At 60.0% G+C, this 13676-nt stretch carries 12 protein-coding genes; all 12 read right to left on the bottom strand.

Annotation, left to right across the window (positions count from 1 at the left end):
- Positions 1-666: 666 nt before the first annotated feature.
- The gene (locus tag EN853_RS34690; RefSeq protein WP_245454739.1) at positions 667-1332 is read right to left on the bottom strand and encodes an EAL domain-containing protein; all 666 of its coding nucleotides are present in this window, start codon (positions 1330-1332) and stop codon (positions 667-669) included.
- Positions 1326-2489, bottom strand: coding sequence for a GGDEF domain-containing protein (locus EN853_RS34685; RefSeq protein WP_245455339.1), 1164 nt, complete (start codon positions 2487-2489; stop codon positions 1326-1328). Before EN853_RS34685 ends, EN853_RS34690 begins: the two co-directional genes overlap by 7 nt.
- 254 nt (positions 2490-2743) lie before the next feature.
- Positions 2744-3925, bottom strand: coding sequence for a 5-demethoxyubiquinol-8 5-hydroxylase UbiM (gene ubiM / locus EN853_RS21750; RefSeq protein ID WP_185928959.1), 1182 nt, complete (start codon positions 3923-3925; stop codon positions 2744-2746).
- Between the two features lie 280 nt (positions 3926-4205).
- Entirely contained in the window at positions 4206-4550 is a 345-nt protein-coding gene (locus tag EN853_RS21745; protein WP_126057793.1) for a hypothetical protein, read from the bottom strand.
- Between the two features lie 605 nt (positions 4551-5155).
- A complete protein-coding gene (gene ccoS / locus EN853_RS21740; RefSeq protein ID WP_081714250.1) occupies positions 5156-5311 on the bottom strand; it encodes a cbb3-type cytochrome oxidase assembly protein CcoS in 156 nt (51 codons plus the stop codon).
- Positions 5312-5316: 5 nt separating this feature from the next.
- Positions 5317-7590: a cation-translocating P-type ATPase gene (locus EN853_RS21735; RefSeq protein WP_126059322.1), complete on the bottom strand. Its 2274-nt coding sequence runs from the start codon at positions 7588-7590 to the stop codon at positions 5317-5319.
- Entirely contained in the window at positions 7587-8084 is a 498-nt protein-coding gene (locus EN853_RS21730; RefSeq protein ID WP_126057792.1) for a FixH family protein, read from the bottom strand. Before EN853_RS21730 ends, EN853_RS21735 begins: the two co-directional genes overlap by 4 nt.
- Positions 8081-9640 carry a cytochrome c oxidase accessory protein CcoG gene (gene ccoG / locus EN853_RS21725; RefSeq protein ID WP_126057791.1) on the bottom strand — a complete coding sequence of 520 codons (1560 nt, stop codon included), beginning with the start codon at positions 9638-9640 and terminating at the stop codon, positions 8081-8083. Before ccoG ends, EN853_RS21730 begins: the two co-directional genes overlap by 4 nt.
- Positions 9641-9806: 166 nt before the next feature.
- Positions 9807-10670 (bottom strand): cytochrome-c oxidase, cbb3-type subunit III, encoded by an 864-nt coding sequence (ccoP, locus tag EN853_RS21720; RefSeq protein WP_126057790.1) that lies wholly within the window; start codon positions 10668-10670, stop codon positions 9807-9809.
- Positions 10671-10672: 2 nt separating this feature from the next.
- Positions 10673-10822 carry a cbb3-type cytochrome c oxidase subunit 3 gene (locus EN853_RS21715; protein WP_024502864.1) on the bottom strand — a complete coding sequence of 50 codons (150 nt, stop codon included), beginning with the start codon at positions 10820-10822 and terminating at the stop codon, positions 10673-10675.
- Positions 10823-10833: 11 nt separating this feature from the next.
- Positions 10834-11565, bottom strand: a complete 732-nt coding sequence (ccoO, locus tag EN853_RS21710; protein ID WP_126057789.1) for a cytochrome-c oxidase, cbb3-type subunit II — start codon at positions 11563-11565, stop codon at positions 10834-10836.
- Positions 11565-13184 carry a cytochrome-c oxidase, cbb3-type subunit I gene (ccoN, locus tag EN853_RS21705; RefSeq protein WP_126057788.1) on the bottom strand — a complete coding sequence of 540 codons (1620 nt, stop codon included), beginning with the start codon at positions 13182-13184 and terminating at the stop codon, positions 11565-11567. The genes ccoO and ccoN overlap by 1 nt, the downstream gene beginning before the upstream one ends.
- Positions 13185-13676: the final 492 nt, after the last annotated feature.

The raw sequence follows: 13676 nt of genomic DNA, 5'->3' as shown, positions 1-13676 counted from the left end.
GCAACCCAACCCTACCGAAGAACATCGATGACCACCGCTACGCCGCTCGCTCGCTACGGCGCTGTTGAGGGCGCGCTCGCGAGCGGCTTCGCTACCGCCGAGCTACACCACTCAGCGGGGCACGACCTTAGCTTTGAGAGCCCGTCATCGAGACAAATGCAAGGGAACGGTCCCGCCCCCTGGGGACATTCGACATGCCGTGGCAGCTTCCTATGGTGAGCCAGCGCATTCCGATACACGTTTTCCGCGCTCTACCGTTGCTCCAGCACCTGTGCTGAGGCTGAGCGCTTGATCAGGACCCGACCGCTGCTGTTGCGGGATGGTGACTGGGTTGAGGTCGCGAAAACCTTGACCGCGGGTACGTTGTTCATCCAGATGAGCGCTGAGCCGAGAAGCAGCCAAGAACGCTTCCCGTAATCGAATCCTACGGGAACCGCGAAACCAGCGTCCAAGGGACGCAATTCTCCGACGTCGTTCACTCAAGCTCATCTCGCAACTTGAACGCTTGTATGAAGCCGCTGCATGTGCGCCGGTGGACCGGATTGCTGCTATCCAAACCACGTGCTCAGTTTCGCCCCCGTAATAACTCTACCGTCCGAAACGGCTTTCGCGCGTCAGGTCCACCCCACATGAAAGTTCCGCGAGCAGCACGGACGGAGAGGCCGGTCACAACTCCTTCGCGTGCTCTTTTACTACCGAATCAAGTGCCAAATGGAGAGGCACTGCCTTAGAGAACAGGAAGCCCTGCGCGGTTCTGCAGCCAAGCTTGTACAGAGTTTGCCGATCTGCCTCTGTTTCAACGCCCTCGGCCATGACCTCGATCCCGAGCGTCCTACCAAGGTCAATCACCGCTTTGACAAGCAGCCGATTCTCCCGGGACTTGGCTAAGCCGCGAATGAAGCCCTGATCTATTTTCACTTTCCTGATCCGACTGTCCTTGAGCGATGCCAACGTCGAAAAACCGGTGCCGAAGTCCTCGAGCGCGATAGAAATGCCAGCATGTGAAAGCTGGCCGAGCTTTTCATCCACTCTGTCCGGATCCACTGGGGCTTCTTCGGTAATCTCGATGTCGAACATCGTTGCAGGGAGGTCTTTTGCCGCCAGACCATTAAGAATCATCTCGTCAATATCGCCAGCTTCCAACTCGCGCGGTGAAACATTCATCGCCACACGAACATCACGACGGTCAGCTTTGACCAAGCCCTCGATAAGAGCGCAACAGTCGGCGAATACCGTTTGAGTTAGCAGCTGAAGCATTCCAGTTTCGCGTGCCGCTGTCATGATCTCGGGCGGAGAAATGGGACCGTGAAGCGGGTGAGACCATCTTAGCAAGGCTTCAAAACCGACGACGCTTCAGTTTCGAGTCTTACGATTGGCTGAAACCAAGCGACCAAGCTTCTCATCGTTATCGCCGAATGAAGATCGCGTTCGATTGACTGGCGGCGTTGCAGTTCCCGGGCTAGCTCGGCACCGAACAGACAAAATTCATTCCTGCCGCGGCGCTTAGCTGTGTAAAGGGCGATGTCGGCCCGCAACAACATTTCCGTCAGTCCGGGGTTTTCAGCCAAGTAGATTCCTATAGACGCTCCAATGCGGACGGATGCGATCCCAGGATAGGGGCGAGCAAGCTTGGCTATGAGATTGGACGCGAGATTGGTGGGAGAAGGAGAATTCTTTCGCGAAGAAAAAACCAGCACGAATTCATCCCCACCGATGCGGGCGAGCGTTGAGCCCTCCGGTGCTTCTTCCTCTATTCGGCGGGCGATCCTGGCAAGCAGCTCGTCACCCGTTCTGTGACCGTAGGTACCGTTGACAGATTTGAACCCGTCCAGATCAATCAGCATGGCCACAAAGGGTCCATCGGTGTTCTCAAACTGATCGATTGCATGTTCGAGGCCCCGCCTGTTGAGGAGCGCGGTAAGATGGTCCTCCCTGGAATTGCGCTCCATTTCCGCGGCAAGCCGCTCGGCTTGATGTCTCAGGCGGCTCGCGTCACGGAAGCGCGCTTGTCCAACGAACGAGGATCGAACCAGGCCGCCCTCGAAAAGCAGGACGGCAAAAGCCAGAATGTAGTTTTCCGGGGCTCCCTTCGTCAGCAAACATGCGGCGGCAATGAGGAGTGGCGGTGTGATGAAGCATATCGCTGCCGCAGCATATGAGCTGCCGTACGTGACCGCGCCAGCTGAAATGCCCGCCAGAATTATTAGATGCAGCGATGCTTGAGACGTCGTGTATCCAGCCGTTAGGATGGCAAGGAATGACCAGGTGAATCCCGCCAGAAGAGCAAGCCTGCCAAACCAGCGAAGCCGCAGCCAAACCCGTGTCAGATCATCCTGGACTCCGGGTTCCTTCAGCTGATGACGGGCGAGTGCAAGGCGGGCGGCATTTATCGCATTAACGACCGAAAACCAGGCCGCGCCAGCAAGACCGTTCCCGGAAAGGGCCTGCACGGTCAAAATCAGCCCGGACAGCACAATGCTTATCGGCATTGAGACGAAAAGGCCTGCCCTCAGATCAGCGAGCTGGTCCTGAAGGATTCTCGCCTCCAGCGGATCTTCTTTTCCAAGGCTGGACGGGTCAGCTTGCTTACTCCTGCTTGTCCGCAGCCTATGCAGCCCCCCTGAAGGACGGGTTAATTCTTCAATCGGAGATCAGCGTCGGGGAGCAGGATTACTCCGGTGCATCATGCACTCTCTCCCATCGCTCGCCCAGCACGCGCAAAAATGCGACTGCTGGTGCAGTATCACCGCTGGAGCTCCGCCGATATCCCATGCCGGACAAGGGGAACATGTTGGGCAAAGCGAAGCCCCAGATGCCTTGCAAGCCGTGCCGCCAGGTGGTCTCTGGAGTAGAGTCCAATCAATATGTTCGTTGCATGGTAGAGCGGCGCCGCCGACAGGCGCAGCCGCCTTTCGTATATATGCAGCATGTCGGGGTCGCCAACATTGCGGCCGTCGCGGCACGCAGTCATGATTCCACGGGCGAGTTGCTTCTGGCTGCTGAGACCGATGTTGAATCCGTGAGCGGTCACCGGGTGCATGCCGATGGCAGCGTCGCCGATGAGTGCGGCGCTCGGCGCCCGGAATTTGTGCGCCCAGGTCGTGACCAGCGGATAGGTGTGGCGCTTGCTTGCCAAGGTCATTTTTCCAAGGCGCCCTCGACACCGTTTCGTCAACTCCGACAGGAACAAATCATCATCGAAGGCAAGCAGTCTATAGGCCTCGTTTGAGCGCAATGTGAGCAGCAGCGACGACATGCCCTCCGCGAGGGGCAACATCGCTATCGTCTGATGGTGATCGAACCATTCGATGGCGATCTGGTGGTGGGCGCGCTCGTGCCTCACTCGGCAAATCAGCATCGAGTGGCCAAGCCGGTTGATATCGGCGCCGATGCCTAGCAGATCACGCGTGGCGGACAAACGCGAATCCGCGGCAACAACCAGCCGAGCAGTTAAACGCGCGCCATTAGAGAGCGTTACGACTGCTCCTTCTTGGCTGTTTGTTGCATCGACGACCGAGTGGCCGCACAACAGCCGGGCGCGATCCTGCAAGCGGACGATTTTGAACAGCGCCTCGCGGATCCGGCAATTTGGAACCAAAACCCCCAGCGGTTCTCCAGAGTTGCTGGGAGGATCGAAACGAAGAGCGAATGCGCTCGAGCCGTTGAGCACGCGCGCGCCTTGAAGTGCTGATTTGTCCGAAGCCGGGATGACATCCCAGGCGCCGAGCTCGCGAAGGGTTCTGATCGAAGCGTTGGTCAGCGCGATTTCGCGACCATCGAAAGCCGGATTCGCCAGACTATCGAATGTGTTCTGTTCAACAACTGCCACCTTGAGTTCGCTTTGGGCAAGCGACGCAGCGAACGAAAGGCCGACCGGGCCGGCTCCAACGACAACGATGTCAAAATTATCGTCAGAGCCCATCAGCGTGCCGCCATCCGGTCGCCTATCCTCGTGTAACGGTGGAACTGAGCCGAGTGACATGAGCTCCGTGGCCGCCGCATTGCCTAAAGGCGCTGGGCCGGGAGATTCGCATCGATCGGCAACGAAGCACTCAAAGCGCTCAGAGGTGGATGCGGCTAACCGATCCCGCCCTTTGGCCGCGCAGCCGCGCAGATCGCCGCCAGCAAGCGAGACACTCGCGACGCTGGTCAGCCACGGCCGCGCCGCATCGATCGCCACATTCCACCTGGAACCCTTGCGCATACTACTCACGCTCCACGACGTCGAAGCGGGCTCTCTTGCGAGGGTATCGAACGTAGCGCTCTCTCTCGTCATCCCAGCCAAGGTAGCGGAAACTTTTATCCACGACCGCGCATATCTCATCAAGAACCTGCTGCATGGCTTCGATGTCGATGTCCTTGCAATTCAGTCGCCGATAGAGCAAAGCCCACGCGGCGACATAGTCGTCGAAATAGCGCGCGTCACTCGAACCAATGATCAACTTCGGACGGTTGATCGATCTCGAAAACGCACGTCCCAACCCCGATGATGCTCCGCAGCACGTTGACATCACGAGGATCTTCGGCGCTGGATGCGAGCCCTGGAACATTTCTACGAAGTCAGCCCAAAGAAGGCCACTTTCGACGCACACAACCCATCAAAGGCGAAAGCTGTTGATCGGCCCCCGTGTCCGCGCAGCCACGCGGATGGTCAGCCAGCAAGCGAGATACACACGACGCCGGTCAGCTAATGGCTGCGCCGTAAGCACAAGGCATGGCCGACCACACGACAGAAAACCCAGAACCGTGAAGGTGCTGATAATGACGACCAATCTTTCCGTAAGTCATGCATTTCTCCGTCGAAGACTGGTCAATAGAACACACCGATGAGTATGACCCTGATCTGGATCAGCCAGACATGACCAATCGGCACTGGCGGTTCACGGTCAGGTGATCGACCGTGACGTTCCACTTTGGAACCCGTGCGCACATGGCCAAGCTCTCGTCCGGCCACGCGAGGTACTCTCGTGGCATCAGCCGCCTCATACTGGGTGCAATGGGAGGCAGTCCTTCGCACGACAGAGGCTTTTCACAAATGTAGTGTGCAGCTTAGGTCAAGATGGTCATGGAGCATGGAGCATGGACAGCTTGTTCCCGACCGAGCCGGCTCGACTGACGAGCGCGATCCGCGCATCTTATGCACAGCGGATTGAAATCAGCGTTCCGGTTTGTCGTCCCGATCAATTAGTATCCGCTCGGCGGCTCCGTCGAGATCTTCGTATTGACCGCTTCGCAATGCCCAGACGAAGCCGGACACACCCAGTGCACCCAGAAAAAGGGCCACTGGTATGAGATAGAGCAACGTCGTCACGAGGATTATGCCGAATAGCTGACTGCGGAGCGTCCGACTTTTTGAATAACTTGCAGCGTCGCATTCGCCCCGAAGCCGTGCAAGCGCAATGCGTTTCCAATAACAAGCACCGATGAGGCAGACATGGCAATCGCCGCTAACAAAGGCGTGGCGTGCCCGAGGATGGCGATTGGTACTGCCACCGCATTGTAGACGATCGCAATCGCGATGTTCTGGCGGATCAGGTGTCCCGCCTTGCGCGAGACGTCCAGCGCGAGAGGCACTGCCAGAAGGCTTTCGCGCAGGAATACGAAGTCGGCGGCATTGCGGCCAATGTCGGCGGCGGTAGCTGGAGCGATCGAGACATGCGCCGCGCTGAGCGCCGGCGTGTCGTTGAGGCCGTCGCCAACCATCAGAACCTTGTGTCCGTCTTTCGCCAGGGTCTCGATGCGCTCGACCTTGCCGGATGGCAGCAGGCACGGAACGAAGTCCTTGACACCCAGCATTTCTGCGACTTCACCGCAGGCACCCGCAGTATCGCCCGACAGCATTTCCACTGACACCCCGGCATGGCTCAATTGCCCGATCGCCGCCTTGGCGTCTGCGCGCAGCGCGTCCTCAAAATCGAAGGTCGCGACAATGAACCCGTCTTTTGTCAGCACGGTTCCGCCATGTTTGCCTTCACCACCGGTCCGGGCTCTCCATCCAGCCCATCCGCGTCGGCCTAGCCGCCAGGTGCTTCCGGCTCCAGTGGCTTCGATTCCAAACCCTGGATGCTCGGTGACGGCATCAAATTTGTACTGCCCGCCGGGATGGGCAAAACCGGCTATGGCCTTTGAAAAAGGATGGCGGGAATGCGTAGCCATGTCTCCCGCGACTGCCAGCATGGCCGGATCGATCGACGATGCATTGACCAGCCGGGGCTGGCCGAGCGTGAGCGTTCCGGTCTTGTCGAACACCGCTGTATCAATCGTCGCCAGGCGCTCCATGGCAGAACCGTCCTTTACCATGATGCCGTTCTCAAACAGGCGCCGCGCGGCGACCACCTGAACGATCGGTACGGCGAGGCCGAGCGCGCACGGGCAGGTGATGATCAGAACGGCAATGGCGATGGTTATCGCCCGGTGCCAGTCGCCGGTCACCGCCATCCAGCCAAGGAACGTCGCGAAGGCTGTGAGATGAACCACCGGGGCATAGAGCGCTGAAACGCGATCGGCGATCCGGCGATAATGCGCGCGGCCGCCCTCTGCGGCTTCCATAAGACGAACCATTTCCGCCAGAAACGAATCCTTCGCGGCGGCTGTCGCCTCAATCGTCAGCGGGCCGGTAAGATTGAGCACGCCGGCCTGAACTGCTTCGCCCGGCGCCACGTTTTTCGGCGTGCTTTCGCCTGAGGCCAGCGAGCAGTCGAGATCCGACGTTCCCTGGATGATCTTGCCGTCGACGGGGATCCTCTCACCGGCTGCGATCAACAACCGCATGCCTGGTTCGATCTCGCCGACCGGCAAATAGTCGCGCGCGCCGTCGCTGCGCAGCACCATGGCGCCATGTGCGGCCAACTGGGACAGGCCTTTCACAGCGGTCCGGGCACGTTCGCGCATCACGTGATCCAACGTGCGGCCGATCAACAGGAAGAACAGCAGCGATACCGACGCGTCAAAATAGGCGTGATCGCCATGGTTGATCGTCTCGTAGAGGCTCATGGCGTAGGCGAGCGAAACACCGACCGCGATCGGCACGTCCATATTCATGCGGCCATGGCGCAAAGCATTCCAGGCCGAACGGAAGAAGATGCCGCCGGCGAAGGCGAGGGCAGGAATGGCGATCAGCGCCGAGACCCAGTGAAACAGGTCGCGGGTAGCACCTTCGGCGCCGGACCAGACCGAGACCGAAAGCAGCATGATGTTGCCCGCCGCAAAGCCGGCAACCGCGACCGCGCGGATCAAATCCGATAACGTCCTGTCCTTGTCGCCGACCTCGGAAGGGAAGAGATGCGCCTGGTAGCCTAGCCGCCCAAGCGCGACGACGAACGGTGGGACCTCGTCACCACGCCACCGGACAGAGACCCGTTTCGTCGACAGGTTGACGCGGGCGCTCTCGACGCGATCGAGCTTTCCCAGCGCCGTCTCGATCGTCTGGATGCAGCCTGCGCAATGAACCGTCGGTACTGAAAGATCGGTCTGGTGAAGATCATCGCCAAGCGATCGGCTCGCCAGCCTGATCTCCTGGCTGGACGGCAGGACCGATCCGGTGTTGACCAGATCAAGCGCCATTTCGGCGCCCGGTGCACAACAACTCATTGCAGCGCTCCATTGGAAATCATGATCCGGCGGACGTCGCGATACGGTTTGTCCAGACCGGCGTCGGCGTCGACTTCGACAATCCAGACGCCGTCCTTCGGCATGTGCTGGGCTGCGAATTCCTGGCCCGAGGCGGGTGCGAGGGTGACCGACTTGTCCTCCTTCTCGTACGCGGGATGGCGAAACAGCACCTTGACGCCGTGCAAGGGAACCGGCTTGCCGGCGACGTCGGCGAGGCCATAGCGAACTTCGCCCCATGCGATGGTCAGCTTGCCGGTCCAGCCAAGTGCTGCCTGCGCCCGTCCTTCCTCGGCCTTCTTGTTGAATTGCTGGCTCGCCACATAGGTGTTTTCGACGACGAGGCCAGTCCAGCTTGTGCTGGCGAGCGTTGCCATGGTCAGATTGACTGCGATGACCACGCCGAAAAAGGCCAGGATGATGACCAGCATGTGCCTGCCGGTGAATTCACGAGGCTTTTGTACATTGGCAGTCATCTGAGGGGCTCCGGCGCGTTGAAGGTGGCGGTGTACTCGTTCGACTCAAAGCTGGCTCTGTCCTCGACGCGGAACTTGAAGGTCTGTGCCGGAGCGCGGATCTGGTCCGCCGGCTGGCGAACGAAGACCCTCAGCATTTTCAGGCGGTCGGGTTCGACCGGAATGGCGAAGGAACGGCCTGCGGGGATGTCGTCGCCGACGACGACCATGTCAGCGCCTTCAAGGCCCTGCATGGTTACGACGATCGTCCTCGGCTCGGGGATCATGTTGAGCAGCTTGACGGTATAGCCATTGCGGATGGATCCGTCGGTCAGCGTGACGAACTGGGGATTGCGATCATGCAATACGTTCAGTTCGAGCCGATCGCGCGTCAGCAGCGAATAGAGCAGGCCGAGGCCGATCAGCGACCACAAGCCCATGTAGACGTAGGTGCGCGGCCGAAAGATCTTGCGGATGTGAAAATGCGCCACCTTGTCGGAGAACAGGCCATCAGCGGTCCTGATCAGCGATGGATTGACTGAGCTGGACCCGCCTGCAGTCGCCAGCATCATGTTGGCGTTGTAGTCGGAGAGCGTCGCATAGGCGATCAGCCCACGCTCCTTGCCGAGCTTGTCCATGACGCCGTCACAGGCGTCGATGCAGAGCGCGCAAGTGATGCATTCGAGCTGCTGGCCGTCGCGAATGTCTATCCCCATCGGGCAGACCGCGACACAGGCATTGCAGTCGACGCAGTCGCCCACGGGCTGGCCTGCGGCCAGCACCTTCTTGGCGTGGCGCGAACGCGGTTCGCCGCGCCAGTCATTGTAGGTGACAGTGAGGGAATTTTCATCGAGCATGGCCGCCTGGATGCGGGGCCACGGGCACATATAGGTGCAGACCTGTTCGCGCATCAGACCGCCGAACGTGTAGGTGGTAGCCGTCAGGACGGCGACAGTGATGTAGGCGACGGGCGCCGCAGTGCCGGTGAAGAGCTCGCCGAGCAGCGTCGGTGCATCGGCAAAGTAGAAGATCCAGGCGCCGCCAGTCGCCGCCCCTATGACCAGCCAGATGGTGTGCTTGGACACACGCAGCATGAGCTTGCGCGCGGTCCAGGGACCTGCGTCAAGTTTCATGCGGGCGTTGCGGTCCCCCTCGATCGCACGTTCGACGACGAGGAACAGATCGACCCACACCGTCTGAGGGCATGCATAGCCGCACCAGGCACGGCCGACAGTCGAGGTGATCAGGAAAAGACCGACGCCCGCCATGACCAGGAGGCCGGCCACATAGAAGAATTCCTGGGGCCATATCTCGATGAAGAAGAAGTAGAAGCGCCGGTTCGCGAGATCGAGCAGGACTGCCTGGTCCGGGGCAAATGGACCGCGAGCCCAAGGCAGCCACGCAGCCAGGTAGTAGATGCCAAGTGTGATCGTCATCACCAGCCATTTGAAGCGACGAAAGTTGCCCGAGGCGCGCTTCGGAAAGATCTTTTGACGCGCGGCATAAAGCGGCTTGCGGGTTTTGGCGGAATTGACAGTTTCTGTTTCGAGCCGTGTCAACTGCGTCTTATCACGCATGTGCAACTCCACTTTCCCAGCCAATGTCAGGGGCACCTGTCGTAAAGCCTCGCGGTAGGATAGCCTTGCCGGGTTGTGCAGATCGCATTAGGGATGGTGTCGAGGCCCGGCTCACGCCGGGCCTCGTCCGCTTGGCAGGGGGGACCGAAGAATAGGACTTCCATTCCTATTCTCCGCCGCCAAGCGAATGGACATAAACTGCAAGTTCCTTGACCTTGATCTCGCCGAGACGGCCAACCCAGGCCGGCATGACGCCCTGTTTTGGCGCACGGACCTGTGCGGCGATGGCTGTCTCACCGGATCCATAGAGCCAGATCGCATCGGTCAGGTCGGGGGCGCCGAATTCCCTGTTGCCTTTTGCATTGTCGCCGTGACAGGCGACGCAGTTCTCGGCAAAGACCTTGGCGCCGGGTTGGATCAGACTTGCATCGCGGACCTTGCCGGAAAGGCTGGCCACGTAGGCGCTGACTTGTGCGATCTGGTCGGCGGTAATGATGTCGCCGAAGGCCGGCATTTCCGACAGGCGCGTGTCCGGATCGGATGCGAAGCGGATGCCGTGCGTAATCGTCTGCTGGATCTGCTCGGCCTTGCCGCCCCATAGCCAGTCGTCGTCGTTGAGATTGGGAAAGCCCTTGGAACCTTGGGCGCCGGAGCCGTGACATTGTACGCAATTGACCTTGAAAGCGGCGCCACCGGCGGCGATTGCGAATTCGCGCAGGCCGTCGTCCGCGGAGATCTCCGAGACGCTCTTGGACTCCACCGCCGAGATATATTTGCCCTTGGCGGCCTCAGCCGCAGTCAGCTCGTTCCTGACCTCGTTGCGGCTGGAATAGCCGAGCACACCCTTCGTCGCCGAGTGCAACAGAGGCCATGCTGGATAGGCGATGGTGTAGCCTATCGCCCAGACAATGGTGACGTAAAAGGTGATAACCCACCATCTGGGAAGCGGGTTGTTCAGCTCCCGGATGCCATCCCATTCGTGGCCGGTGGTCGAGACGCCAGAGATTTCATCGATATGCTCGTCGCTCATGATCACTCGTCCTCGAGCGGAATGCGGGCCGCTTCGTCGGCCAGCCTTCGGCTGCCGGGGCGTAGGGCAAAGGCGATGCACCCCACGAAGAACAGCGCCATCGCAACCAGGCCCCAGCTGTCGGCAAACGCCCGCATCAAATTGTAGGTCATCAGCGTTCTCCTCAGCGGTAGCCGGCGGCTTCGTCGTAATTTTTGAAGTCGACCAGTGTGCCAAGCATCTGCAGGTAGGCGAGCAGGGCATCCATTTCGGTGACCTGTTGCGGGTTGCCGTCGAAGTCGCCGATCTTGGCTTTTGGGTAACGCGCCTCAAGGCCTGATGTGTCGGCATTGGGATCGGCCTGCGCCGCCAGATCCGCATTGGCGTGGACGATCATGTCATCGGTGTAAGGGACGGCTACAAGCCTGTTGGCGACCAGATGCGTTGAGAAATCCTTCACGTCGATCGGCGTGTCTTTCAGGAACCCATAGCTCGGCATGATCGATTCCGGCACCACCGAGCGCGGGTCGGTAAGATGCGCGACATGCCATGCATTCGAGTAGCGGTCGCCAACTCTGGCGAGATCCGGCCCGGTGCGCTTCGATCCCCACTGGAAGGGGTGATCGTACATGGACTCGGCAGCTAGGCTGTAGTGGCCATAGCGCTCAACTTCGTCGCGGAACGGCCTGATCATCTGGCTATGACAGAGGTAGCAGCCCTCGCGCATATAGATGTTGCGCCCGACAAGTTCGAGCGGCGAATAGGGGCGCATGCCTTCCACCTTCTCGATCGTATTGTCGAGATAGAAGAGAGGCGCGATCTCGACGATGCCGCCGACCGTCACCACGAGCAGCGAGCCAACGAGAAGAAGCGTGGCGTTCTTCTCGATGATTGCGTGTTTGTCCATCAAGCCCATTACCTGGCTCCTGATCGCGCAGGTCGGATGGCGACGGGGCTCGGCATCGGCTCCTCCTCGCGCTGGTGGCCGAGGATGGTCCTGGTGATGTTCCAGGCCATGATCAGCGCGCCGGAGAGGTACATGGCCCCACCGATGGCGCGCATGACATAGTAGGGGTGCATGGCGGCGACGGTCTCGGCGAAGGAGTAGACCAGGAAGCCCTGCTCGTCGTATTCGCGCCACATCAGGCCCTGCATGACGCCGGATACCCACATCACCGCGGCGTAGACAACGATACCAAGTGTCGCCAGCCAGAAATGCCAGGTGACCAGCCGCAACGAGTAGAGCCGTTGCCGGTTCCAGAGCTTCGGCACCATGTAGTAGATTGCGCCGAACGAGATCATGCCAACCCAGCCGAGCGCGCCCGAATGGACGTGGCCGATCGTCCAGTCGGTATAATGCGACAGCGAATTGACCGCCCGGATCGCCATGATGGGGCCTTCGAAGGTCGACATGCCATAGAAGGCGACGGCCATCACCATCATGCGTATGATCGGATCGGTGCGCAGCTTGTCCCAGGCGCCGGACAGCGTCATCAGGCCGTTGATCATGCCGCCCCAGGACGGCATCCACAGCATGATCGAGAACACCATGCCGAGCGTCTGCGCCCAATCGGGCAAGGCGGTGTAGTGCAGGTGATGCGGCCCGGCCCAGATGTAGAGAAAGATGATCGCCCAGAAATGGACGATCGACAGCCGGTACGAATAGACTGGCCGGTTCGCCTGCTTGGGCACGAAATAATACATCATGCCGAGGAAGCCGGCGGTGAGAAAGAAGCCGACCGCGTTGTGGCCGTACCACCATTGCGTCAAGGCGTCCTGGACCCCTGAAAAGGCGGAGTAGCTCTTGGAGCCCAGGAACGAGACTGGTATGGACAGGTTGTTGACCACATGCAGCATCGCGATGGTGACGATGAACGACAGGTAGAACCAGTTGGCCACGTAGATATGCGGTTCCTTGCGCTTCAGGATCGTGCCAAGGAACAGAATGAGGTAGGCGACCCAGACGATGGTCAGCCAGACATCCACATACCATTCGGGTTCGGCGTACTCGCGGCCCTCGGTGATGCCGAGCAGGTAGCCGGTCGCGGCCATGACGATGAACAGCTGGTAGCCCCAGAAGACGAACCAGGCCAGATCACGGCCGAAGAGGCGGGCGCGGCAGGTGCGCTGCACGACATACAGAGACGTGCAAAGCAGCGCGTTGCCGCCGAAGGCGAAGACGACACCGGATGTGTGCAACGGCCGCAAACGACCGAAATTGAACCAGGGCTGGATGTTGAGATCGGGGTAGGCGAGCTGCAGCGCGATCACCACGCCGACCAGCATGCCGACGACACCCCAGAACACGGTGGCGATCGCGCCGTAGCGGATCGGACCATCCATGTAAGCGGATGGGTCAATCGGAGCTGCTGGCTTGAACTCCGTGTTGCGCAACAGGATCGCAGTGAAACCAGCCACTGCGAAGAACAACACCCACATGTGTCGGCGGAAAGGTTCATCCACGCCGAAGCCGGCGGCCACCAGGGCCGCAAAAGCGAACACGCTTAGAAGGACGATCTCTGTGCCGAATTTCATTGCAGATCCCGATCTCGAATCTGGTGGATGCCAAATCCGCAGCGCACTAATCGCGCAGCCGCCGCCCCCTCGCCCTGATCTATGTCAGGCCGCAAGATTTTGTGTCGGCGGCGCAATCAGCAGGTGGCGAATGAACGAGGAACGCAGCGCGGGCTCACCCCCCTCATGGAAGGCGTTCCCTGGGTTGGGCGGGCGCAGACGCGATCGCTGAGGCGAAAGCTGAGGCCCTGCGCGCGTTGGATGCTATTGCCGATGCCCTGCCAAACGTTGTTCGGATCCCATTGGAAACGAACGCGATCGTTCCGCCGAGCCGTGGCAGATTAAGGACCATGCTTCGCCGGTATGTGCCGAAACACACCTGGCGATTGGTCACGTTCCTATCAAAGCCCGAAAGCTGTTTGTCTCGACCGTGACGCCGCTTCGTCGAAGGCGCGGCAACATCGCATTAAAAGGCAAACACGGCCCGCCCCGGAGTCATGCGACATGGCCTCG

Origin of the sequence: Mesorhizobium sp. M1C.F.Ca.ET.210.01.1.1, assembly GCF_004791585.1 — a bacterium.
In the GTDB taxonomy this organism is placed as follows: Bacteria; Pseudomonadota; Alphaproteobacteria; order Rhizobiales; family Rhizobiaceae; genus Mesorhizobium.
This window is presented reverse-complemented; position numbering and strand designations above follow the sequence as displayed.